General features: G+C 62.3%; 21 protein-coding genes and 1 pseudogene. 16 read left to right on the top strand and 6 right to left on the bottom strand.

Translation table 11 applies throughout. From position 1 onward, the window contains the following. The first annotated feature begins 2 nt into the window (after nt 1-2). From urtE to BUS06_RS09460, 12 genes are all read left to right on the top strand, one after another. Complete coding sequence (gene urtE / locus BUS06_RS09510; RefSeq protein ID WP_074264042.1) at nt 3-692, top strand: urea ABC transporter ATP-binding subunit UrtE; 690 nt, start codon at nt 3-5, stop codon at nt 690-692. Nucleotides 693-742: 50 nt separating this feature from the next. Then, entirely contained in the window at nt 743-1,783 is a 1,041-nt protein-coding gene (locus tag BUS06_RS09505) for an aliphatic amidase (protein ID WP_074264041.1), read from the top strand. Nucleotides 1,784-1,807: 24 nt separating this feature from the next. Next, nucleotides 1,808-2,284, top strand: a complete 477-nt coding sequence (gene ureE, locus BUS06_RS09500) for an urease accessory protein UreE (protein WP_074264040.1) — start codon at nt 1,808-1,810, stop codon at nt 2,282-2,284. Further along, on the top strand, nt 2,277-2,996 hold the full coding sequence (locus tag BUS06_RS09495) for an urease accessory protein UreF (RefSeq protein WP_074264039.1): 720 nt from the start codon (nt 2,277-2,279) through the stop codon (nt 2,994-2,996). The genes ureE and BUS06_RS09495 overlap by 8 nt, the downstream gene beginning before the upstream one ends. Before the next feature lie 17 nt (nt 2,997-3,013). Continuing rightward, complete coding sequence (gene ureB, locus BUS06_RS09490; RefSeq protein WP_074264038.1) at nt 3,014-3,712, top strand: urease subunit beta; 699 nt, start codon at nt 3,014-3,016, stop codon at nt 3,710-3,712. Between the two features lie 9 nt (nt 3,713-3,721). Next, on the top strand, nt 3,722-5,425 hold the full coding sequence (ureC, locus tag BUS06_RS09485) for an urease subunit alpha (RefSeq protein WP_302050857.1): 1,704 nt from the start codon (nt 3,722-3,724) through the stop codon (nt 5,423-5,425). A gap of 30 nt (nt 5,426-5,455) precedes the next feature. Beyond that, on the top strand, nt 5,456-6,151 hold the full coding sequence (gene ureG, locus BUS06_RS09480; protein ID WP_074264036.1) for an urease accessory protein UreG: 696 nt from the start codon (nt 5,456-5,458) through the stop codon (nt 6,149-6,151). Beyond that, nucleotides 6,141-7,067 carry an urease accessory protein UreD gene (locus tag BUS06_RS09475; protein WP_074264035.1) on the top strand — a complete coding sequence of 309 codons (927 nt, stop codon included), beginning with the start codon at nt 6,141-6,143 and terminating at the stop codon, nt 7,065-7,067. Before ureG ends, BUS06_RS09475 begins: the two co-directional genes overlap by 11 nt. A gap of 10 nt (nt 7,068-7,077) precedes the next feature. After that, complete coding sequence (locus BUS06_RS37810; RefSeq protein WP_167379381.1) at nt 7,078-7,218, top strand: hypothetical protein; 141 nt, start codon at nt 7,078-7,080, stop codon at nt 7,216-7,218. Next, the gene (locus tag BUS06_RS09470) at nt 7,215-8,045 is read left to right on the top strand and encodes a CbbQ/NirQ/NorQ/GpvN family protein (RefSeq protein ID WP_074264034.1); all 831 of its coding nucleotides are present in this window, start codon (nt 7,215-7,217) and stop codon (nt 8,043-8,045) included. Before BUS06_RS37810 ends, BUS06_RS09470 begins: the two co-directional genes overlap by 4 nt. Then, the gene (locus BUS06_RS09465; protein WP_074264033.1) at nt 8,042-9,841 is read left to right on the top strand and encodes a nitric oxide reductase activation protein NorD; all 1,800 of its coding nucleotides are present in this window, start codon (nt 8,042-8,044) and stop codon (nt 9,839-9,841) included. The genes BUS06_RS09470 and BUS06_RS09465 overlap by 4 nt, the downstream gene beginning before the upstream one ends. 120 nt (nt 9,842-9,961) lie before the next feature. After that, nucleotides 9,962-11,158, top strand: a complete 1,197-nt coding sequence (locus tag BUS06_RS09460) for a mechanosensitive ion channel family protein (protein WP_083611376.1) — start codon at nt 9,962-9,964, stop codon at nt 11,156-11,158. 45 nt (nt 11,159-11,203) lie between these two features. Here the strand turns inward: BUS06_RS09460 and BUS06_RS09455 are convergent, their stop codons facing one another. The 6 genes from BUS06_RS09455 to BUS06_RS09430 all read right to left on the bottom strand — a co-directional run bounded on the left by BUS06_RS09455 (nt 11,204) and on the right by BUS06_RS09430 (nt 20,214). After that, entirely contained in the window at nt 11,204-12,613 is a 1,410-nt protein-coding gene (locus BUS06_RS09455) for a dienelactone hydrolase family protein (protein ID WP_074264032.1), read from the bottom strand. Nucleotides 12,614-12,829: 216 nt separating this feature from the next. Continuing rightward, the gene (hydA, locus tag BUS06_RS09450) at nt 12,830-14,281 is read right to left on the bottom strand and encodes a dihydropyrimidinase (protein WP_074264031.1); all 1,452 of its coding nucleotides are present in this window, start codon (nt 14,279-14,281) and stop codon (nt 12,830-12,832) included. A 99-nt stretch (nt 14,282-14,380) separates the two neighbouring features. Then, entirely contained in the window at nt 14,381-15,892 is a 1,512-nt protein-coding gene (locus BUS06_RS09445; RefSeq protein ID WP_074264030.1) for an NCS1 family nucleobase:cation symporter-1, read from the bottom strand. Between the two features lie 135 nt (nt 15,893-16,027). Next, nucleotides 16,028-17,347: an NAD-dependent dihydropyrimidine dehydrogenase subunit PreA gene (preA, locus tag BUS06_RS09440; RefSeq protein ID WP_074264029.1), complete on the bottom strand. Its 1,320-nt coding sequence runs from the start codon at nt 17,345-17,347 to the stop codon at nt 16,028-16,030. A gap of 80 nt (nt 17,348-17,427) precedes the next feature. Beyond that, complete coding sequence (locus tag BUS06_RS09435; RefSeq protein WP_074264028.1) at nt 17,428-18,774, bottom strand: NAD(P)-dependent oxidoreductase; 1,347 nt, start codon at nt 18,772-18,774, stop codon at nt 17,428-17,430. Between the two features lie 159 nt (nt 18,775-18,933). Further along, on the bottom strand, nt 18,934-20,214 hold the full coding sequence (locus BUS06_RS09430; protein ID WP_074264027.1) for a Zn-dependent hydrolase: 1,281 nt from the start codon (nt 20,212-20,214) through the stop codon (nt 18,934-18,936). 331 nt (nt 20,215-20,545) lie between these two features. Here BUS06_RS09430 and BUS06_RS09425 point away from each other — a divergent pair. The 4 genes and pseudogenes from BUS06_RS09425 (at nt 20,546) to BUS06_RS09410 (ending at nt 24,898) form a co-directional block, all read left to right on the top strand. After that, nucleotides 20,546-21,287, top strand: a pseudogene (locus BUS06_RS09425) (TetR family transcriptional regulator C-terminal domain-containing protein). A 14-nt stretch (nt 21,288-21,301) separates the two neighbouring features. Then, on the top strand, nt 21,302-22,156 hold the full coding sequence (locus BUS06_RS09420; RefSeq protein WP_074264025.1) for an alpha/beta fold hydrolase: 855 nt from the start codon (nt 21,302-21,304) through the stop codon (nt 22,154-22,156). A gap of 278 nt (nt 22,157-22,434) precedes the next feature. After that, a complete protein-coding gene (locus tag BUS06_RS09415; RefSeq protein ID WP_143787484.1) occupies nt 22,435-22,677 on the top strand; it encodes a hypothetical protein in 243 nt (80 codons plus the stop codon). Between the two features lie 79 nt (nt 22,678-22,756). Next, nucleotides 22,757-24,898: a phosphocholine-specific phospholipase C gene (locus tag BUS06_RS09410; protein WP_074264024.1), complete on the top strand. Its 2,142-nt coding sequence runs from the start codon at nt 22,757-22,759 to the stop codon at nt 24,896-24,898. Nucleotides 24,899-24,985: the final 87 nt, after the last annotated feature.

Below are 24,985 nucleotides of genomic sequence, written 5' to 3'. Positions count from 1 at the left end.
ATATGCTCGCGATCCAGAATCTCAACGTGTTCTACGGCGAAAGCCATATTCTTCACGACCTCAGTTTCGAGCTGATGTCCGGCGAAACCATTGCTGTGATGGGCCGCAACGGCATGGGCAAGACCACCCTGCTGAAGTCGCTGATCGGTATGATCCCTTCGCGCAGCGGCGAAATCAACCTGGGCGGACGCAATCTGGCAGGAACGAAAAGTTACGAGCGGGTTGCCGCGGGCTTCGGGTATGTGCCGCAAGGCCGGATGATCTTTCCGTACCTAAGCGTGGAAGAAAATATCCTCACCGGCATGGACCGGGTCCGTAAGCCGAAGATTCCAGAGTACATCTATGAGTCGTTCCCCGTGCTTTGGGAAATGCGCGCCCGGCGCGGCGGCAATCTCTCCGGCGGCCAGCAACAGCAGCTTGCGATCGCCCGCGCCCTCGTTTCCGAGCCCAAAGTGCTGATTCTCGACGAGCCCACAGAAGGCATCCAGCCGTCGATCATCAAGGACATCGCCCGCGCGCTCAATCGCCTGAAGAAGGAACGCAATTTCGCCTTGATCGTCTCCGAGCAGGTGCTGAACTTCACGCTCGAGATTGCTGATCGCTTTCTCATCATCGAGAAGGGTCGCTTCGTGCACAGCGACCGGCGTGAGAACGTCGACGCAGAACGGATCATGCGCTATCTGACCATCTGAATTCACGACACTCCCCTGCGGGAGTGCACCCTTACCAAAAAGGAGTCCTTATGTTACACGGTGACATTTCAAGCAGTCTCGACACGGTTGGTGTGGCAGTGGTCAACTACAAGATGCCGCGTCTTCACACCAAGGCCGAAGTGCTCGCCAACGCGCGCAAGATCGCCGAGATGCTCAAGGGTATGAAAATCGGCCTGCCCGGCATGGACCTCGTGATTTTTCCGGAGTACAGCACGCACGGCATCATGTACGACCAGCAGGAGATGTACGACACCGCAGCCGCGGTGCCCGGCGAGGAGACCGAAATCTTCGCTGAAGCGTGCCGCAGCGCCAAGGTGTGGGGCGTGTTCTCGCTCACCGGAGAGCGTCACGAGGAGCATCCGAACAAGGCGCCGTATAACACGCTGATCCTGATGAACGACAAGGGCGAGATCGTGCAGAAGTACCGCAAGATCATGCCATGGGTGCCGATCGAAGGCTGGTATCCCGGGAACTGCACGTATGTGTCGGAAGGCCCGAAGGGACTGAAAATCAGCCTGATCATCTGCGACGACGGCAACTATCCGGAAATCTGGCGTGACTGCGCGATGAAAGGCGCGGAGCTGATCGTACGCTGCCAGGGCTACATGTACCCCGCCAAGGAGCAGCAGGTGCTGATGGCCAAGTCGATGGCGTGGGCGAACAACGTCTACGTAGCAGTCGCCAATGCCGCCGGCTTCGACGGCGTCTACTCGTACTTCGGCCACTCGGCGATCATCGGTTTCGACGGGCGCACGCTCGGCGAATGCGGCGAGGAAGAATTCGGCATCCAGTACGGCGCGCTATCCAAGAGCCTGATCCGCGATGCCCGCAAGAACATGCAGTCGGAAAACCACCTGTACAAGCTGCTGCATCGCGGCTACACCGGCAAGATCAACTCCCGCGAGGAAGCCGACGGCGTGGCCGACTGCCCGTACGACTTCTACTCGAAGTGGATCACCGATCCGGAAGGCACCCGCAAGATGGTCGAGGCGCTCACGCGCAGCACGCCAGGCACCGACGAATGCCCGATCCCAGGGATTCCGAATCCGTCCGATCTGGCACATCGCTAAACGGCCCGGCGGGAGCGACACGCGATGATTACCTACACGTCGATCATAGGCAGTGCGTCCGAACCGCGCATTGCCGATCTGCTGCACTCGCTCGAGCATCAGGGGCTAGTCGATTATGTGACGCTCGCCGCCGACGATATCCGGCGGCACCGCCTGCGCACGCGTACTCAGCGCGGCGACGAATGCGGCATCGCACTCGACCGCGATGCCCATCTCTTCGACGGCGCGGTGCTGCGGCTCGACCGCGATGCGGCGCTGGTCGTGCGTACTGAAGACACCCGTTGGCTGCGACTCGAACCACGCGATGCGGCCGCGGCGCTCGAGCTAGGCTACTTCGCCGGCAACATGCACTGGAAGGTGCGCTTCGATCGGAACGCACTGGAAATCGCGGTCAAGGGCGCGCTTGACGATTATCTGCAACGGCTCACCCCGATGCTCGCGGATCAACGCATTCGCCTCGCAACCGAAGGACTCGCGGGGGGAAAGCATCACCATGCCTGAGACGTCCCCCACTCGCCCACCTGAGGCAATCGCAAACGGGCCCATTAGCCTGCTTGCCAGCCTGCAGCAGTCGGACAGCTTTTTCCCCGGCGGCGCGATGGCGTTCTCGTGGGGTCTCGAAGGCCTCATGCGTGATGCGCTCGTGACTGACGCGACAACGCTGTTTGCGTTCGTCGAATCGCAGGCCTTATCACGCTGGGCGAGTCTGGATCAAGGGCTGATGTGTGGCGCGTGGCGCGCCGGGGACGCATTTGACGTGTGGCATGAAGTTGATGCGCTGGCCGAGGCCATGAGCTTGCCCCCGGCTCTGCGCAACGGCTCGCGCCGTCTCGGCCGCACGTTGGCCGATGTGCATGCGCGGCTCGGTTCGGAAACGGCGAACCGGATTCGCAACGCCATCGCGGCTGGCCGCACACCGGGCCATCTCGTCACCGTCCAAGGCGCGGTGTGGCGCAGCCTTGGTATCGCGGAGGAAGAGGCGCGTGCCATCTCCGCGCACATGACCTGCACGGGCTCAGTGAGTTCGGCCGTGCGTCTGGGCATCGTCGGTCATCTCGACGCGCAGCGCGTTCTAACGCTGCTGCGCGCGCCGCTCGCACGTGTCCTCGCACAGCCGGCGCCACCGCTCGACGACCTGCACGCCGCCACCTTCGCAGCCGACATTGCCGCGCTGCGCAGCCAGACGCACGACGCGCGGCTCTTTGCCAACTAACAGGAAGGAAGACCGCGATGCTGCTGACCCCGACCGAATACGAGCGCCTGACGCTTTTCACCGCCGCACAACTGGCCCGCCGTCATCGCGACAAGGGTCTAAAACTCAATCATCCGGAAGCCGTCGCACTGATTGCGGACGAAATTCTCGAGGGCGCGCGCGAAGGCCGCAGCGTGGCGGACCTGATCGCCTACGGGTCGACGCTGCTATCCGAGGACGACGTGCTGCCCGGCGTCGCCGACCTCGTGCCGATGCTGCAGGTCGAAGGCTCGTTTCCCGATGGCACCAAGCTCGTGACCGTGCATCAGCCGATCCGGCCCGGCACGCAGACACCCGCTGCCGACACCGTAGTACCCGGTGAAATTCTGGCAATGGAAGGGGACATTGAACTGAACGCCGGCCGCGTTCGCACCACCGTGCGTGCCGTCAACACGGGCGACCGGCCGATTCAGGTGGGCAGCCATTTCCATTTCTTCGAAGTCAATCGCGCACTGCGCTTCGACCGCGCCGCCGCGTTCGGCATGCGGCTCGACATCCCGGCAGGCACGGCCGTGCGGTTCGAACCCGGCGACGCCAAGGACGTGACGCTGGTCGCCTTCGGCGGCACGCAGGAAATTTTCGGCCTCAACGGTCTGACGGACGGCGCGCTCGCCGACACCGGCCTACGCGAGGCCGCCCTCGCACGCGCCGCCCAGCGCGGCTTCGAAGGAGCCTGAATGGTTACGATGACACGCCAGGCCTACGCCGAGATGTTCGGGCCGACCACGGGCGACGCAGTACGCCTAGGAGACACGTCGCTCTTCGCCGAGATCGAACATGACTATGCGGTGCCGGGCGACGAATGCCTGCACGGCGGCGGCAAGACACTGCGCGACGGCATGGGCCTGAAAGCCGGGCATGATAGCGCAGACGGTGCACTCGACATGCTGATCTGCAACGCGACGATCATCGATCCGGTGCTTGGCATCGTGAAAGGCGATATCGGTATCAAGGACGGCAGGATCGTGGCGATCGGCAAGGCTGGCAATCCGCAAGTGATGGATGGTGTCGACCCGCGCCTCGTATGCGGCGTCTCGACGACTGTCAAGGATGCCGAAGGACTTATCGCCACCCCAGGCGGTATCGACGTCCACGTGCATTTCGACTCGGCGCAACTCTGCGAACACGCGCTTGCCTCCGGCCTCACCACGCTGATTGGCGGCTCGCTCGGGCCGATCACGGTGGGCATCGATTGCGGCGGCGAGTGGAACGTGGGACGCATGATGCAGGCCTCCGAGCAGTGGCCGCTCAACTTCGGCTTTCTCGGGCGCGGCAACTCGAGCAAACCGGGTTCGTTGCTCGGTCAGCTACGTGGCGGCTGCCTCGGGCTGAAGATCCACGAGGACTGGGGCGCGATGCCCGCGGTAATCAACACATGTCTGACGGTCGCCGACGAATACGACTTTCAGGTGCAGTTGCATAGCGACACACTAAACGAGTCCGGCTTTCTCGAAGACACAGTAGCTGCAATGAAGGACCGCACGATCCATATGTACCACACCGAAGGAGCGGGCGGCGGCCACGCGCCCGACATCATCGCGGTGGCGGGACGGTTGAACTGCCTGCCCTCGTCGACCAATCCGACCAATCCATACACCGTGAACACCTTCGATGAGCACCTCGACATGATCATGGTGTGTCATCACCTGAACCCAGCGGTACCGGAAGATGTCGCGTTCGCCGAATCGCGCATCCGCGCGCAGACGATTTCGGCCGAGGACGTCCTGCACGATCTCGGCGCGATCTCGATGCTCGGTTCGGACAGCCAGGGAATGGGGCGTATCAACGAAGTGATCTGCCGGACGTGGCAACTGGCCTCGAAAATGAAGGACCAGCGCGGACGTCTTTCCAGCGAACGCACTGCACGCGGCGACAACGAGCGGATCAAACGGTACATCGCCAAGTACACGATCAACGCGGCGCGCACTTTCGGCATTGCCGACACGGTCGGCTCGCTCGAGGACGGCAAGCTCGCCGATATTGTGCTGTGGCGGCCCGCATTCTTTGGCATCAAGCCTGAGGTCGTCATCAAGGGCGGCTTTATTGCGTGGGGAGCGATGGGTGATTCCGCCGCTTCGCTGATGACCTGCGAGCCGCTCGCCATGCGGCCGCAATGGGGAGCGTTCGGACGCGCACCCGCCTCGCTTGCTGTCAACTTCGTGAACCGGCTGGCGCTCGAGGCGGATCTGCACGGCCACTTAGGCATCACGCGCAAGCTGGTCGGTGCGCACGGCACACGAAACCTGAGCAAGCGCGACATGCTGCACAACGACGCGTGCCCTTCCATCTCCGTCAATGCGCAGACGTTCGAAGTGTCCGTGGACGGCCAGGTGATCCGCTGCGACCCGGCGCGCGAAGTCCCGCTTAGCCGACGGTACATGTTGCGTTAGACGCATCGCAGGGCATACAGGAGTGTTTCGATGAGCACCGAGTTTAATTTCTCCAGCGGCGAGCCGTTTGCAACAACGCCGTTTGATAACGCCGCGCAGTCCACTGGCCATGCTGCACGCGCGGCCCGCGTCGGCATAGGCGGCCCTGTGGGATCGGGTAAAACGCGCCTGCTCGAACGGTTGATTCCGCGCTTCGCGGCACGCGGTGTCGACCTCGCGATCATCACCAACGATCTCGTCACGCGCGAAGACGCCGACCGGGTACGCCGTAGCGGTCTGATCGATCCGGCACGCGTGCTCGCTGTCGAAACGGGTGCGTGCCCCCATACTGCGATCCGCGAAGACCCAACCCTCAACCTGCAGGCCGCGGACGAACTCGACGCACGTTATGCCGGCTTGCGGCTGGTTCTGATCGAATCGGGCGGCGACAATCTCGCGTCATCGTTCTCGCTCGATCTGGTGGACTACTGGATCTTCGTCATCGACGTCGCAGCCGGTGACGATATCCCGCGCAAACGCGGACTCGGCGTGCTGTCCTGCGATCTGCTGGTGATCAACAAGTTCGACCTCGCGCCGTACGTGGGCGTGGATCTGGAACGGATGGTCGGCGAGGCGCGCGAGGTGCGCAGCGGACGGCCCGTGCTGTTGACTAACTGTGCGACAGGCGCTGGAGTGGATGCGGTCGCCGATGCCATCGTCGAAAACGTGCTCTTCGATGCGCTCTGAGACGCTACCGGGGTACGTCGACGCGGAACCAGCGCAACTCGATCTGTGTTTCGAGCGTGCGGCGTCCGGCAAGACCTGGCTATCACGGCAGCGCGGCGGTTATCCGTTTCATGTCGGGCGTGTCTTGCCGCTAACCCGGCGAATCGCCTCTTCTTCATGTCGCTCCCATGCCAACGCGGAAGTAATCGTGCAATCCTCGTCGGGAGGCCTGTTCGAAAACGACCGCGTGTTCCAGCGCTTCGTAGCAATGCCGCGCGCGCGGGCCACCGTTCGCACAGCAGCGGCAACCATCGTCCACACGATGACACACGGCATCGCACATTCGCGGGTCGCCATCGAAGCCCATCCGGAATCGCGTTTCGACTATCTGCCGCAACCGACCATCCTGTTTCCCGCTGCCTGCCTTCTGAGCACCATCGACGTCGTGTTGCACCGGGCTGCAACGGTTCTCATCGCCGATACGTGGCTCACGCACGACCCCACGCACCAGGCTGCGCGCTTCGGTGTCCTGGATGCAACCCTCAACGTCCGCGACGCCGACTCGCAACTGCTGGCGCGCGACCGCTTTCGCCTCGAACCTGGCGCTGCGCGCGGCTCGCTTACCGGGGTGCGGCAGACGTATGGTGCGCACGGTGGCCTGCTCGTGCTCAGACTCGACGACGGCGATGCAGGCAACGAAGCACTGACGCGCGCCATCAATGCAGCACTCCAGAAGCTCGACATGCCACTCACGACCGCTTATGCCGCAGCGGGTGTGCTGCCAGGCGCATGCGGCACGTTCGTCAGGATGCTGGCCGCCGACAGCATCGCCTTGCGCGCGATCTTTTCCACCGCTGTCGAGGCCGTCCATCTGACGCTCGACAGTTTCCACGAAGGGGCGCCGCGCGCGTCCCACGCGTCCCAGAACCGCTACTGAGAGGTATGCCGTGACACTTCGCCGTCCGTCCAGGGCCGATCTGATCGATATCAGCCAGGCCCGTCATCTGTCTCTGACCGAAGTCGAACTCGACCGGTATCCCGAACCCGTCCTGCGAGCCGCGCACGCGTACGAGCAGGGAGGCGCATGACGAGAGCGCCACTTACGCCGGCCGGCGCGCCGTTGGACGCGTGGCGTGTCGCGCAGGAGCCCTGGTATCAGCCGGTCGATCACGAACTGGCATGGTTCGAAGCCGCTTACCATGCGCGATTGCCGATCATGCTCAAAGGTCCGACCGGCTGCGGCAAGACGCGGCTGGTCGAACACATGGCGTGGCGGCTCAAGCGCCCGCTCGTGACGATTGCCTGTCACGAAGACATGAATGCCGGCGATCTTGTTGGCCGCTACCTGCTCGACGGCAACGGCACTTACTGGCAAGACGGACCGCTTACTCAAGCCGTCAGGCATGGGGCGATCTGTTACCTCGATGAAGTGGTCGAAGCGCGGCAGGACACGACTGTGGTCATTCATCCGCTGACCGATTCGCGTCGAATTCTGCCGATCGACAAGTGCGGCGAGCTGATCACCGCGCATCCGGATTTCACCCTGGTGATCTCGTTCAATCCGCACTATCAGCATGTGTCGAAGAACCTGAAGCCGTCGACGCGTCAGCGCTTTGTTGCGCTCGACCTCAGCTGGCCGGATGCGCAGACCGAAGCCGCGATCGTTGCGCATGAGGGCGGTGTGCCCCACGCAGTGGCCGAAAAGCTCGTGACGATTGCAACGCGCACCCGCATGCTTGACGATCCCGCGTTGCCCGAAGGCGCTTCGACACGCATGCTGATCTACGCGGCGACGTTGATCGCGCATGGCATGGATGCGTTGGCCGCGTGCCGGATCGGCATCATCCAGCCACTTGGCGACGACGCCGATCTGTGTGCCGCGCTGATGGCCACAGCCAGTGGCGTGTTCGGATGAACGCCGGCGCGGCAATGGCGACGGCGACGGCGACGCGCCAGGGCATCGCCAAGACACCTAGCCCGATCACTACGCGTGAGGCCATTTCGCTCAACCGCTTCGAGCGGACGCTCGGTTTGTATCTGCGCGCCGCATGGCAGCTGAACGCTCCTGTGCAGGCACTCGTGCGCAATGAAGAGGCAGTTGCACAACCCTGCCCGATTGTCACCGACACCGCACTGATGTTGCCGCGTGAACATGAGGCCGAGAGTCTGGACGACGCGCGCCATTTCTACCTGGCATGTGCCGCCCATGCAGCAGCCCATCTCACCTATTCGACCGTGCGCTTCGATCCCGCCAAACTGCGGCCGTTGCAGTTGACGCTGGTTGGCGTGATCGAAGACGCACGGGTCGAGCGGCTCGCAATGGCGCGCTATCCAGGCTTGCAGCGCTGGTGGCTGCCATTTCATAGAACGGGTCCGGAGAGCGCGGGCACCGCGGCTGCTCTGATCGCAAGACTTGCGCGCGCTCTGCTGGACCCGGGATACGTCGATCGAGACGGCTGGGTCACGAAGGGCCGCGCCTTGTTCGAAGAGGCGTTCAGGAGAACAGATGGAACGGACCCCACCATCTCGCGCCATCTCGGCAACCTGCTGGGCAACGATCTCGGCCAGATGCGCATCCAGTTCAACGCGAAGACGTATGCCCCGGAAGCCGTCTATCGCGATGACAACAGCCTGCTATGGGACTTACCGCCGACACCCATCGCGCCGGCATCCGGCGATGCAACACCCGAGCGCAATGTCGCGCCACAGGAAAGCGAAGGAACCGGCGAAGTTCCACCCAAAGAGCCAACGCCGCCCAAACGGATTGCGAATACCCCCGGCGACACACCAACAGCCGCTGCTACACACGATGAGGAACTGGCCACGCGCGTCGTATCCTTGCATCGCTACCCCGAGTGGGACTATGTGATCCGGCGCTATCGCGGCAACTGGTGCAGCGTCGAATCATTGCGTCTCGACGCCGCCATGCCAGAGCGTCCGGTCCTTGACGATCGCACAACATCGGCACAGCGCATCAGGGCGATGCTCAATTCGACACGGGAGCGCGCCGTCACCGGCAGGACTCGCGAGTTCGAAGGTGATCTGCTCGATCTCGATGCATGCATCGCTGGGCGCATTGATGCGATGCGCGGCGAGCGGGATCGTTTCAAGGGCTTCGTCGTGCCGCGACTGCAAGCGCGCGGTGCGCCGCTTGCGATCCTGCTGGACCTCTCGGCGTCGAACGCGTTCGACGGGCGCATCGATACCGTGCTCGACGTCGCTCGCATACTTGGACAAGCGCTAAACACGGGTGACCGGCCTTATGCGATGTACGGCTTTCATTCCGATGGGCGGCATCGCGTGCGCTTTCACGTGTTCAAAGACTTCGACGAGATGTGGAGCGCGTCGACCGAAGCCTACCTCGCGCGGATTCGTCCAGGCCTGTCCACGCGCTTCGGCGCGGCGCTGCGGCATGCCGGTGCAAGGGTTAGCCAGGAGGCCACGCGCATGGGCTTCTCCAGAGCCAGCCTGTTGACGGTGTCCGACGGCATGCCGTTCGATATCGATGTCTTCGATTCACGCTATCTGCGTGAGGACACGCGGCGTGCATTAAACGAGCTTGCGGTGCGGGGCATCCGGTGCGGATGTCTTGCCCTCGATCCGCAGACACTCGATGACGCGAAAGCGTTATTCGGCCGACGCCGGGTTGCACCTCTCAACGACCTACATGATTTGCCGTCGGCGCTGGGCGCGCTTATATCTGCCACTTGATGAGCCGGCAACACTACAATACCGCTTGATACGCCAAGGCCGGCAGACAGTTCGCAGCGTGCGTATTAAGTGCATGCGGAACCGCAGCGGAGAACGGCCTGCTCACGACTGAGAGGATCTATGTTCGACGGCATCTTCCACATCGTGACGGATCGGGACGGACACCGTCATTTCTACGTCTATACCGACAGCGCCTTCGTCGCCACGCTTCTCGTCATAGCGCTGCTGTTGTTGATCGCCATCGTCAGCACGCTCGGCTACTACCTCACACGCTTCATCATGCTGCGGATCGTCGCCCGGCTTGCGCGCGGCGAACGCCGCATGTGGCTGCGTTCTGCCGAGAAACACAAGGTATTCGACCGCCTCGCGCCGCTCGTGCCGGCGTACCTCCTCTATCTGTCCGCCCCGCTGCTATCGGGTCTGTCGTTTCCAGTGGTCTACCTGCTGGGCGCACCGCTCGAAACGCTCTCCGCGTGCTACATGGTTCTGACGACGCTGCGCGCCGCGTTCGCATTCCTCGCCAGTATTGAAGACCGCTATAGCCACTACCCGCACGCAGCCGAGCGGCCCATCAAGAGCTTCCTGCAGGTCACCACGATTGCCCTGTACATCGCTGCACTGATCGCGCTCATCTCCCTGCTGCTGCATCGCTCGCCAGCCTATTTCCTCACCGGTGTGAGCGCGATGACCGCCCTTCTGATCATCATCTTTCGCGATTCGCTGCTGGGTTTCGTGGCAAGTATCCAGCTGGCTGCCTATGACATGTTGCGCGTAGGCGACTGGATCGAAGTGCCAGGCTTCGTCGCGGACGGCACGGTTATCGACATTGCCCTGAATACGATCAAGGTGCAGAACTTCGACAATTCCATCGTGACGATACCAAGCTATGTATTGCTAACCAATGGCGTCAAGAACTGGCGCGGCATGGTCGAATCGGGAGGACGGCGTCTCAAGCATCCGATTCACATGGACGTCGACAGCATCCGGTTTTGCGACGATGAAATGCTCGCAAAGCTGAGCGCAAGTACTGACCTGATGGCGCCCCTGAGCCTCTCGAACGAGGGCCCGCGCCTCACCAATCTCGGCCTGTTTCGCCACTATCTGGTCGGATATTTCCGCCAGCATCCCGCGGTTCGAACCGATATGCCGCTCATCGTCAGGCTCCTGCAGGCGACGGAATTCGGCGTACCGCTGGAGGTGTTCCTGTTCGTCAACGACACCGACTGGCATTCTTATGAACGCATCCAGTCGGATATGCTCGACCACGTCTACGGGATTGTGCCGCTGTTCGGCTTACGCGTCTGGCAGAAGCGCTAGCGGCTAACAGCTAACAGCTAGCTGCGGTCCCGCTTCGCAGCCACATTATTTGCCGGTCCACACCACATCGCGATTTACCGCATACAACCGGCACCCGGCGTGTCCGTTTGCGCAGTAAGCCAGTGCGTCGTTGATCGGATCGATCCCCCATGCGTAGCCCCAGGCGCCGTCCGGTGCGATCGCAAAAGCACGCGGAGTGCGCAGGCTCAGAAACTTCGTGTACATCCGGCGACCGCGTTCGCTCAGATAAGGCACGGCGGAGACGTCCGCTAGTGCGGCGAATTTCGTGCTGGGCGGTTCCGACTCGAGCCGCGGCCAGACCACCATGTTGTCCACCGCATAGAGCTGGCAATAGCGCGTGAGCTTCCAGCACCTGTCCATTGCACTCAGGCTGGGATCGAAACCGCCCGATATGTAAACCGCACTCGTCGAACCGATTGCGATGGCGCGTGGGAGTGGTGCGGCGAGAAAGTGGCGATACACATCGTCGCGTTGCTTTTCGGTCAGAAACGGCACCGCGTCAAGGTCGTTGATGTCGGCATATGCGCTGGCTGCACGCGCTCGATCCGGCAAGTACTCGGGGTCGACTTCCTGGCTCGGCATGCCGATGCTTGCAAGAAACGAGTCGGCCTTCTGCACCCACAACGGCAGCCCGGCCCCGGAGGCGGTCATCGCATGGGCGTCCTTCTGGAACACACCGTAGTCGACCAGTTCCGCATGGGCACCCGCTGCGGTGTACTGTTTGAACATTGCCTGCCACGTGGGCGTGGCGAAGATCTGGTCGTTCTCGCCGAAGAACCAGATCGAAGGTAATTTCGTCTGCGCGCCGAACTGCTGTGCAGCGCTAATCAGGCTCGCATCCGGGCTTTTGCAGTCGGACTCCTTCACGCCTCCAGCGAAGCTGATAAGTCCCTTGACGTCAGGTGGATTGAGCGAGCCGAACGCAAGCGTATTCCATCCGCCCATGCTCTTGCCGGCCACCACGATATGCGAAGTATCGATACCGGGTAGCTGCTTCACATAGTCGAGCACGTTGCGAATATCGCGCGCCGAATCGAGTCCGAGCGCCGCGACGTCGCAGCCATGCGGCCTCGGATAGCCCTCGGAACCGGCATAGCCACGCATCATCGGCAGCGCAACCGCATAGCCGCGTGAAAGGAAATAGTAGGGAATAAAGTTATCGGCGACGCGCGGCGTGTTGCGCAGATCGTGCGACGCGCCATGATTCACGATCACGAGCGGAAACGGGCCGCCGTGCGACGGCATGAACAGCGTCACCTGCAGATGCAGCGGCGGCGACGATTCGACCGGCACGCTCAGCAACTGTTCATTGAGCGGCGCGCGTGGCGCGCTATCGGGCTCGATCGTGACGGACGTCGCGGCGAACCCTGGCCGCGTCGACGCCGCAAACAGCACACATAGCAACAAAACGAATGACGAAATCGAACGCAACATACGCGGCTGGTTTTAGTTGTTAGCGCGAGGAGGCTTGAATCAGGTTGAGACCAAGGCAGTACCTGCCTGCTCCCGTTTAACGGCAAGCCCCGGCAAAACTGAATAGCCGCGAGCGCTCAGGGCGAGCGCCCGACCCTCTCTTAACGCTAACAACCTCAACCCGGCGAGCGCGCAGCGACATTCATACAAAACCTGCGCGCTCGCCCGCACCGACGACTACCGCTCCACCGCGTGAGGCTCCTTGAGCTTGTTGGCCACGCGGATCGCATCGAAGTAAGCCGCATTAGGCGGACGCTTCAGATACTGGCCCGCGCCGCGTACGGCCCGCAGGTCGCCATCGGTCCACGCCAACGCGCCGCGCGTCAGCGTGTGTGTCGCGACGCCCTGCACCGTCATACCTTCGAACACGTTGAAATCGACCTTCTGGTGATGCGTCTTGACCGAAATCGTCTTGCTGGCGGTTGGATCCCAAACCACCAGATCTGCATCCGCGCCCACTTGCACCGCCCCCTTGCGCGGATACAGGTTGAAAATCTGCGCCGCATTGGTCGAGGTAATGCGCACGAACTCGTTAGGCGTGAGACGCCCCGAATTCACGCCGTGATGCCAGAGCACCGACATGCGGTCTTCCACCCCGCCGCAGCCGTTTGGTATCTTCGTGAAGTCTTCGCGCCCCATGGCCTTTTGCGAGGCGCAGAACACGCAGTGATCGGTAGCGGTAGTGTGCAACTGCCCCGCTTGCAGTCCGCTCCATAGCGCCTCGCGATGCTCGGCAGAACGGAACGGCGGGCTCATCACGTGCGCCGCGGCACGCGTCCAGTCCGGATCGCGATAGACGGCCTCGTCGATCACGAGATGCCCCGGCAAGACTTCGCCGAATACCCGCAGGCCTTCGCTGCGCGCCCGCGCAATTGCGTCGGCCGCATCTTTCGACGACACGTGGACGATATACACCGGCACCCCCAGCACCTGCGCAATACGAATCGCCCGGTTAGCGGCCTCGCCTTCCACTTCAGGCGGCCGCGAAAGCGGATGCGCTTCCGGCCCGGTGATACCACGCGCGAGCAACTGACGCTGCAACTGGAACACCAGTTCGCCGTTTTCCGCATGGACGGTGGGCAGTGCGCCAAGTTCGAGCGAACGCGCGAAGCTGTTCACCAGCACTTCGTCGTCGGCCATGATGGCGTTCTTGTAGGCCATGAAGTGCTTGAAACTCGACACCCCATGCTCATGCACGAGCGTGCCCATGTCGCGATGCACGGATTCGTCCCACCAGGTCACCGCTACGTGAAAGCCGTAATCGGCCGAGGCTTTCTCGGCCCAGCCGCGCCACGCATGAAACGCCTCCATCAGCGACTGGCGCGGACTCGGAATCACGAAGTCGATGATGCTCGTGGTGCCGCCCGACAAACCTGCTGCCGTGCCCGTATAGAAGTCGTCGCTTGCAGTGGTGCCCATGAAGGGCAATTCCATGTGCGTATGCGGGTCGATGCCCCCCGGCATCACATACTGTCCATGCGCGTCCACAATCGACGCACCCGCAGGCGCCTCCAGTTCCGGGCCAACCTGCAGGATCGTGCCGCCGTCCTGCGGGTCCGCGCACAACACGTCTGCCCGCCAGCTACGGTCCGCGTCGATTACCGTGCCCCCGCGAATCAGGATCGTCATCTTGCTGCCTCCTCATTGACTGCTACGTATTCATTGCCCTTGCTGCTGCATCGGAAAGGCACGGGTGGTATCAACATCCGCGCCTCTTCCATGCCTGCCTCATGCGCTGGCAACCCGCGCACTCGGCCCTTTGCTGAATTTCATCCACGCGGTGTAGACGATGGACGCGAGTGCAAGACCCACGAACCACGCATACGTGTAGAGCGTATTGAAGAACGCCGGCACGTTAGGGAACGTCGCCGGAAACGCGGTATGCAGAAAACCCGGCAGATTCGGCAAGACCCCCACCAGTAGCGCCACCACGGCGCCGATATTCCAGCCACCGGTGTAACTGTACTCGCCGTTCTCGTCGAACAGTTCGCGCTGATCGAGCTCTGTACCGCGAATCAGAAAGTAATCCACCATGAGGATGCCGGCCACCGGTCCGAGCAAGGCCGAATAGCCCACCAGCCACGTGAAAATATAGCCCTGCGTCGTCGCCAGAATCTTCCACGGCATCATCACGATCGCGATGGTCGCGGTAATCATGCCGCCCACGCGATACGAAATACCTTTGGGCCACAGGCTCGAAAAATCATACGCGGGCCCGACCAGGTTGGCCGCGAGGTTGCAGCACATCGTATCGAGCGTCAGGATCACGAGCGCAACGCCTACGCCAATGCCGGTCATGCGGCTCGTGAGATCGATAGGATCCCAGATCGCTTTGCCGTAGATCACCACGGTAGCCGAGGTCACCACCACGGAAATGACCGAGAGCAACGCCATCGGCGCGGGCAAGCCGATCGACTGGCCGATGATCTGATCGCGCTGCGAGCGGGCAAAGCGCGTGAAGTCAGGAATGTTCAGCGCAAGCGTGGCCCAGAAGCCCACCATCGCGGTAAGCCCCGGCCAGAACGTCGCCCAGAACAGGCCTTCCTTCTTCCCGCCAGCTACGAACTGCGACGGCGCCGAGAGCATCGAACCGATTCCGCCGGCTTTCGAGGTCGCCCACCACACGAGCGCAATACACATCACCACCTTGATCGGCGCCGACCAGCTTTCCAGCCAGCGGATCGAGTCGGTGCCATGCACAATGAAGTAGATCTGCAGGGCCCAGAACACAAGGAAACACGCCAGCTGCCCAAGCGAAATATCGAGGAACGGCAGCGCATCGCCATGCAGTGCATTGCCGGTCAGGATATTGAGCAGCGTATAGATCGCGCTGCCGCCAAGCCACGTTTGAATCCCGTACCAGCCGCAAGCGACAATCGCACGCAGCATGGCCGGCAATTTCGCCCCTTGCGTGCCGAACGACGAACGCACCAGCACCGCATACGGAATGCCGTGTTTCGCCCCGGCATGCCCGATCAGCAGCATCGGCACGAGCACGATCAGGTTGCCGAGCAGCACGGTAACAACCGCCTGCCACGGCGACATGCCCTGCTCCGTCAAGCCGGCGGCGAGCATGTACGAAGCGATATTCATCACCATCCCCACCCACAGCGCGGCGAAGTGATACCACTTCCATGTGCGCTGCGCGACGCCGGTTGGAGCCAGGTCGTCGTTGTAAAGGCTGCTGGCTTGCGCGCCGGCCGCTAGCTGCGGATCGACGGTTTGCGCTGTCTGCTTCATTGAAGTATCTCCACTTCGTCGTTGTGGCCTGCGCCTCTTCTCGCGATGCTTCAGGAGACGTCAGGCCGGATGGGAACCAGGTTCAGTACGAGCGCCTCGTTTGTTACGGGTTCTTCCTTGTTATGCGTTACTACGTCAGGCTGCCTTCACGGCGGCCTGCTGCCCGACCTGCGGTGCTGCCTGCTGCGCCGGCGCATTCGCGCTCGCCGGGTTGTTCGGATGTGTGGTCCAGTTGGCGTACTCACCGGCGTCGACGCGTTCCATCGTGATGCACTCGTCAACCGGGCAGACGTGCATGCATAAGTTACACCCAACACACTCGGAGTCCACCACTTCAAAATGCCGTATGCCATCCTTTTCGCGCATGATGGCCTGATGCGCGGTGTCTTCGCAGGCGATATGGCACAGCCCGCACTGGATGCACTTGTCCTGATCGATGCGCGCCTTGATGTCGTACTTGAGATTCAGGTACTTCCAGTCGGTCACGTTGGGCACCGCGCGGCCGCGAATGTCGTCGAGCGTGGCGTAACCTTTTTCGTCCATCCAGTTCGACAGGCCGTCGGCGAGGTCGGAGACAATTCGGAAGCCGTAGTGCATTGCCGCCGTGCAAACCTGCACGCTGCCTGCGCCCAGCACGATAAATTCCGCCGCGTCGCGCCATGTCGAAATGCCGCCGATACCGGAGATCGGCAGATCAGGGGTTTCGGCATCGCGCGCGATTTCGGCCACCATGTTCAGCGCAATCGGTTTGACCGCCGGGCCGCAATAGCCGCCGTGCGTGCCCTTGCCGTCGACAATCGGCATCGGCGCCATCACGTCGAGATCCACGCCCACGATCGAGTTGATCGTATTGATCAGCGAGACGCCGTCCGCGCCGCCCTTGTAGGCCGCGCGCGAACCCATGCGGATGTCGCTGATGTTCGGCGTCAGCTTGACGAGGCACGGCAGCTTCGTGCCTTCCTTGACCCAGCGCGTGACCATCTCCACGTATTCGGGCACCTGCCCCACTGCCGAGCCCATGCCGCGCTCGCTCATGCCGTGCGGGCAGCCGAAATTCAGTTCGACGGCATCGGCGCCGGTGTCTTCGACCAGCGGCAGGATCCATTTCCAGTCGCTTTCGTTGCACGGCACCATCAGCGAGACGATCAGCGCGCGGTCCGGCCAGTCGCGCTTGACCTGGGCGATCTCGCGCAAATTGACGTCGAGCGGACGGTCCGTGATCAGTTCAATATTGTTCAGGCCTGCGATACGTTGGCCGTTCCATTGCACTGCGCCATAGCGCGAGCTGACGTTGACCACATGCGGATCGAGGCCGAGCGTTTTCCAGACCACGCCGCCCCAGCCTGCTTCGAAGGCGCGGTTGACGTTATAGGCTTTGTCGGTCGGCGGCGCGGAGGCGAGCCAGAAGGGGTTCGGCGAAGTGATGCCGGCAATCGTACAACGCAGATCGGCCATGTTCGGCTCCTTGGGACTTTGTTTTATCGTGAGGTCGGGTGAGTGGCTTTGCCAGGCGCAGTGCGCTCGCTTGCGGATCGCTAGGCGGCCTTGACCGCCGTGCGGGCGAAGTGCGCATCGATGGCGGCGGCGGCAAGCTTGCCGTCCTGCACCGCCTGCACAGTCAGATCGACGCCGCCCGTCGCGGCGCAATCGCCACCAGCCCACACATCGGGCAATGAGGTCTGCCCGTTCGCGTCGACGGCGATCCGGCTGCCATCGAGTGTCAGCAGGTCACGCTCCACGCCCACCGCCACCAGCGTCTGACCGATTGCCTTTAACACCATGTCCGCCTCCACAACGAAGCGCTCGCTGCCCTCCGCCGAGTTACGCTCGAACTCCACACCCGTCACGTTGCCGTCACCGCCGATCAGACGAACCGGCTTCGCATGCGTGGTAAGCGTCACCCCCTGGCTCTGCGCAAACTCGCGTTCGGCCCACGTCGCGCTCATCGTCTCCACGCCGCGCCGGTACACCATCGTCACCGTCGTGGCACCCAGCTTGCGGCTTTGCACCGCGGCATCCACCGCCGTATTGCCACCGCCGATCACGACGACGCGGCGGCCCACCGGCACCGTTGCAAGATCGCTCGCCTGACGCACCTGCTCAATGAAATCGACTGCGTCAAGCACACCGCCGAGCGCTTCGCCTTCCAACGCCAACTCGCGCACGCCGGTCAGGCCGATCGCCAGAAACACCGCGTCATGTTGCTTGCGCAGCGCATCGAGACTCAGGTCGCGCCCAAGCGTCACACCGTTTTTGATTTCGATGCCGCCTACCGAGCACAGCCAGGCCACTTCGCGCTGGGCGAAATCGTCGACCGTCTTGTAAGCAGCGATGCCGTATTCGTTAAGACCACCAGGCTTTTCATGCGCGTCGTAAATCGTCACGCGATGCCCCGCCACCGCCAGCCGATGCGCACAGGCCAGCCCCGCCGGACCCGCGCCGACGACGGCCACATGACGCTCGGTGTCGGCCGCGCGCCTGAATAGCACCTCGCCGCGCGCCATCGCCCAATCGGTCGCGTGACGTTGCAGCGCGCCGATCGCCACCGGTTTCTCGTCCTGATGATTGCGCACGCATGCCCCTTCGCACAGGATCTCGGTCGGACAGACCCGCGCGCACATGCCGCCCAACGGATTCGCCGAGAGAATATCGAGGGCCGCGCCTTTCAGATTGCCGTTGCCGATCTTGCGGATAAAACTGGGAATATCGATCTGCGTCGGACACGCCTGAATGCATGGAGCGTCGTAGCAGTAATGGCAGCGGCTCGCCGCCACCGCTGCGGCGGCCGGATCGAGCAAGGGCGAGATATCGGCGAATTCGCATGAAAGCTGCTCGGGCGACAGCCGATGCGGGGCAATGTCGCCGGTTTGCTTGATGGCCATACACGTTCCTTCTTGAATGTGAGGACGTAGCCGTACCCGCCGGCTGCACGCGAGCGCAGTCGGGACGGCTTGTTTTATGGGTGATGCGGTCAGGCCTTTCTAAAGGCGCCAACGCCCGGTTGAAATACGCAGCGCGGCGCCCCCTTCATCCTTCCAAGCTCATGAAGCCGGTTCGCAGGCACGCTCCAGCATGGCGTGCAGCAGCACATTGGCGCCTGCTTCGATCCATTCGAGCGTGGCGTCCTCGATCTCGTTGTGACTGATACCGTCGACGCATGGCACAAACACCATGGAGGTCGGCGCGACCTGCGACAGATAACAGGCGTCGTGTCCCGCACCGGACACCATGTCGCGATGCGGATAGCCGAAGCGCTGCGCGGCGGCGCGCACCGACTTCACGCAGGCCGCGTCGAAAGCGACGGGCTTGTAATAGAAAATCTGCTCGAGCTCGGTTTCGAGGCCAATGCCACTCGCGATCTTTTCGACGCCTTCGCGTAGCGCGGCATCCATCTTCGCCAGCACGGCATCGTCAGGATGACGAAAGTCCACGGTGAAAAACACGCGGCCCGGAATCACATTGCGCGAGTTCGGGTGCACCTGCATCATGCCGACGGTCGCACAACCGAACGGCGCGTTGTCGAGCCCGATGCGATTGACGAGATCGACTACCCGTGCTGCGCCGAGCAACGCGTCGCGACGGCGCGGCATTGGCGTCGGGCCCGCGTGCGCTTCCTGGCCGGTCAGCGTGATTTCGTACCAGCGCTGCCCTTGCGCATCGGTCACGACGCCGATCGTCTTATGTTCCGCTTCGAGAATCGGCCCTTGTTCGATATGGAGTTCGAACGCCGCATGCAAGGGCCGGCCGCCGCACGGCACATCGCCTGCATAGCCGATGCGCTTGAGTTCCTCGCCGATCGTCTTGCCATCCACGTCCTTGCGCGACAAGCCGTATTCGAGCGTAAACACGCCGGCAAACACACCAGAAGCGACCATCGCCGGAGCGAAGCGCGAGCCTTCCTCATTGGTCCAGATCACCACTTCGATCGGATGTTCGGTTTCAATGCTGTGATCGTTCAGACTGCGAATCACTTCAAGTCCGCCCAGCACACCATAGATGCCGTCGAAACGCCCGCCGGTGGGTTGCGAATCCGCATGCGAGCCGGTCATGACCGGCAGCGCGTTCGGGTTGCGCCCGGCACGCCGCATGAAGACATTGCCCATCTGATCCACCGTGACCGTGCAGCCCGCCTCTTTGGCCCAGCTTACGATCAGGTCACGCCCCTGCTTGTCGAGATCGGTTAGCGCCAGGCGGCAGACGCCGCCTTTAGGTGTCCCGCCGATTTTCGCCATCGTCATCAGGCTGTCCCACAGACGCTTGCCGTCGACCTTGATCGACGTATCGGGTTCAGCATGCTTTAACGCCTCGGATACCGCGTTCATTCGTCTCGCTCCTTTCGATGAACCGACCTTTCTGCTGCGATCACACATCGCGCCAAATAAAACTGGTGCATTTACGGCTGATTTTAGGGCGTTTTCGCACGGCTGCGGTGCACGTGGATCGCCTTCTCACCCGCACCCGGCAAAGGGCTAACCCTGGGGTATCGCCCGCTCATCCAATCCTGTCCGATTGGACAGGTTGTAGACGATTAACGCCGCCAAATCAATGCTTTTCGTACGTGGGCATATAGAGCGAAAAGCGTGCCATTGCGATGCAGCATGCTGCATTGGCGCGCAGCGAATGAGCGTGTCCAAAATCTTGCGAACGACTAGAATGAAGCGCGACGCGGCATACGAGCCGCGCGAGGCCAACAATGAGACACGACGAAGTGGCAGCCGACATCGCGGGAAACGACGACACCCCCACACCTTTGCGGCGGCGCAAGGCGCACATCCGCGAATCGAACGAGGCCCATCTGCTGGCCTGTGCGGAAGCGGTATTCGCCGAGCGGGGACTGGAAGGCGCCAGCACGGCGATGATTGCAGAACGTGCGGGCTTACCGAAAGCTAACCTGCATTACTACTTCCCTACGAAGCTGGCGTTGTATCGCAGGGTGCTCGAAGATCTGTTCGAAGACTGGCATCGTGCCGCGGATACGTTCGAGGGCAGCGACGATCCAGTCGAAGCGATCAGCGGCTACGTGCGGGTGAAGATGGAGTTGTCGCGGCGGCGGCCACTGGGCTCGAAAGTGTGGGCCAACGAAATCATCCACGGTGCGGAGCATATGCAGGATATTCTCACGCAACGTGTGAAGCCCTGGCTCGAGAGCCGCGTGAAAGTGATCGACGACTGGATCGCACGCGGTCTGCTCGCACCCGTGAGCGCGCAAACCCTCATGTACATGATCTGGGCGACCACTCAGCACTACGCCGACTTCGACGCGCAGATTCTGGCACTCGGCGGCAAACGTGCGCTGACGCAGAAGGCGTTCGAAGCCTCCACCGAGGAAGTGGTGCAACTGGTGATTCGTGCATGCGGTGCGGTATCGCCTGTTGCGAACCGGACTCAACTGTAACGACGTTGTCACGCATGCAAATCCAGGCCGCAACGGACGGCACAGCAACCGCAAGCGAATTCGCCATCTTGCCGGCCACCTCCGCACGCGAGGCGCTGCGAATCGAATACCAGTGGATCAATGCCGAATTGCGCGCGGCGCCGATCGCGTTGTTTCTACATGAAGGACTCGGCTCGATTGCCATGTGGCGCGGCTGGCCGCAACAGCTCTGCGACCAGCTCGGCATGCGTGGTCTCGTCTATTCGCGTCCCGGCTATGGCCACTCGACGCCGCGACCACGCGATACCGTCTGGCCGGTCGATTATCTGAGCATTCAGGCACGCGACGTTTTGCCGGCGTTGCTGGAAGCATTGCGTATCGGGCCCGAAGAACGCGCACGCATGTGGGTGATCGGCCATAGCGACGGCGCTTCGATCGCGCTGCTATACGCCGCTTCGTTTCCGCGCCTGCTGGCAGGCGCTATCTCTATCGCGCCGCATGTGTTCGCGGAAGATATTTCGCTGCAAGGAATCGCCGAGACCAAAGCGGCCTACGAGCACGCCGGCCTGCGCGAGAAGCTCAGTCGCTTTCACGCCGATGTCGATTCGGCGTTCTACGGCTGGAGCGACATCTGGTTGAGTCCAGCTTACAGAACGTGGAGCATTGCCGAGGAATTACGCGCGATCCGCTGCCCGTTGCTTGCAGCACAGGGGCACGACGATCACTACGGCACGATGGCGCACCTCGATACGATCGCCACGTGCGTACCTCAGGCACATCTCCTCAAGCTCGATGCCTGCGGACACTCGCCGCATCGCGACACGCCTGACGCGCTCAACGCGGCGATCGTCGCGTTTGTCAGGTCTGTCGCGACCACGCAAAGTGGTTAATTGCGCAAACATACACAATTACAACTTCTTCCCCAACGTTCATAAATCTTACACAGGTAAGTAGTTATCCTTCGACGGTGCTGAGCCGGGGTGCGTCACCTTGGCCAATGTCCCCCCAATACCGTCAAAGGCCTCCCATGTCTTCCAGGTCTGAGCGAAGCGAGCTTTTCGAATCCCAACCCCCGGGTAAACGTTTGGCGGCAGCACCACGCGCGCGGCTGCACACGTTCGGAAGAGCGGCATTGGCGGCGTCGTTGTGTGCCTGCGTAAGCGTCACTTTGAGCGCATGCAGCAACGACGACGACAAGGCACCTGAAACGGCAACGACGACCTCAGATCAGGTCAACTCCGCGCCGCCCGCGCCCTACGCGATGCCGCAAAACGTTGCCACCCAGGCGGCGCCGGCGGCAGCAGCCGGGCTGCCGCCCAACGCCTTCCAGACACCGCCGCCGACCGCCGCCCAGGTCGGAGCCGCGGCGTCCGACAGTCTTGTAACACCCGTGATTCACACCGTTGATTGAGGTCGTCCGACTCCCCGCGCCGGTTCTACCCGTTTGCTCACCGTCGCGCATATTCCTTCCCTGAAGATCGAAGCCCAACATGACATCAAAAAATCGCCGTGATTTTCTGCGCGCAGCCGCCTCGGCTGCGGGTTCTGCAACCGCGTTGAGCATGCTGCCCCTCGGCATTCGCAACGCACTCGCGATTCCCGCCAACAACGCCAAAGGCAATATCCAGGACGTCGAGCACATCATCATCCTGATGCAGGAAAACCGCGCATTCGACCACTACTTCGGCACGCTGCGCGGCGTGCGCGGCTTTGGCGACACGCGCGCCATCACGCTGCCCACCGGCAACCCGGTGTGGTACCAACCGCTCACCGAAGGCATTACCGCTGACGCGGGCTACGTGCTGCCGTTCCGTCCGAGCGCGCCGAATCTCGGCCTGCAGTTCCTGCAGGATCTGGCGCACGACTGGGACACCACGCACACGGCATGGAACGGTGGCCTGTACAACCAGTGGGTGCCTGCGAAGGGCACCACGACGATGGCGTACATGACGCGCGACGACATTCCGTTCCATTACGCGCTGGCCGACGCATTCACGATTTGCGACGCGTATCACTGCTCGCTGCTGGGACCGACCGACCCGAACCGCTACTACATGTGGACCGGCTGGGTGGGTAACGACGGCAGCGGCGGCGGCCCGGTGATCGACAACTCCGAGCTCGGCTACGGCTGGTCGACGTATCCGGAAGTGCTGCAAAACGCCGGTATTTCGTGGAAGATCTATCAGGACATCGGCACCGGCCTGAACGCGGCCGGTTCGTGGGGCTGGGGCTCCGATGCGTATATCGGCAACTACGGCGACAACTCGCTGCTCTACTTCAACCAGTATCGCAACGCGACGCCGGGCAATCCGCTGTACGACAAGGCGCGCACCGGCACCAACGTGGCAAACGGCGGCACTTACTTCGATATCCTCAAGCAGGATGTGACCAACAATACGCTGCCGCAAGTCTCGTGGATCGTCGCTCCGGAAGCGTATTCCGAGCATCCGAACTGGCCCGCGAACTACGGCGCATGGTACGTCGATCAGGTGCTGCAGGTTCTGACCTCCAACCCGGAGGTGTGGAGCAAAACGGTGCTGCTCATCAACTACGACGAGAACGACGGTTTCTTCGATCACGTGCCGCCCCCGTTCGCACCGGCTTCGAGCGCCAACGGCCTGTCGACTGTCGCCAACACCAACGAGATCTATCTGGGCAACGGCCAATATCCGGCCGGCGAAAATGTAAACGGCCCGTACGGCATGGGTCCGCGCGTGCCGATGATCGTGGTGTCGCCGTGGTCGAAGGGCGGTTATGTGTGCTCGCAAGTGTTCGACCACACGTCGGTGATCCGCTTTATCGAAAAGCGCTTCGGCCACAATCACGACCTCGGCGAATCGAATATCACGCCGTGGCGCCGTGCGGTGTCCGGTGACCTGATGTCGGCATTCAACTTCGTCAATCCGAACGACGCCACGCCGACGCTGCCGAGCACGACTGGCTACGCTCCGCCGGACCAGTTGCGTCATCCGGACTATGTGCCAGTTCCGCCGCTCGTGCAGGCCGTGCCGAAGCAGGAACCTGGCGTGCGCCCGGCGCGCGCACTGCCCTACGAATTCTTCGTGCGGCTGCGCAGCGGCGCATCGCAAGGCAAGATCGCGCTGGGCTTCGTGAACAGCGGACAGGCCGGCGCAGCGTTCCTCGTCTATTCGACCAACAGCAGCACGGCACCGCTGACCTACACCGTCGAAGCGGGCAAGCGCCTTGACGACCAGTTGCCGCTCAACGCCAACGGCACCTACGACTACACCGTGTACGGCCCGAACGGCTATCTGCGCCGCTTCGCCGGCAAGCCCGTGGCAGCGTCGAACTGGTGGAGCAAATCGGAAGTGGCCAATCCGGAAGTGGCTGAAGGCTACGACGTCGCCAACGGCAATCTGCAGTTGCGTCTCGAGAACCAGGGCACGGCACATTGCGAGTTCACTATCACCAATGCGTACGATCCGAGCATGGTGATCCGGCAAAAGGTGGCCGGCGGCAAGACGGACGAGATCTATCTCGACCTGCGCGCCGCTTATGGCTGGTACGACCTGACGGTGACCGTCGATACGGACCCGACCTTCACGCGGCGCCTTGGTGGCCACGTCGAAACGGGACACAGCAGCTTTAGCGATCCGGCATTGGGCGCTTGAGCATCGGATAGCGACGCTTAAATCGCTAACCGTCGAAACACTGCCTGAACTGCGAGACTTCTGCGCAGTCCAGGCAGTTTTATTTTG

This window comes from Paraburkholderia phenazinium, assembly GCF_900141745.1.
Lineage (GTDB): Bacteria > Pseudomonadota > Gammaproteobacteria > Burkholderiales > Burkholderiaceae > Paraburkholderia > Paraburkholderia phenazinium_B.
The sequence above is the reverse complement of the archived record's forward strand: the minus strand, read 5'-3'. Positions and strand labels throughout refer to the sequence as shown.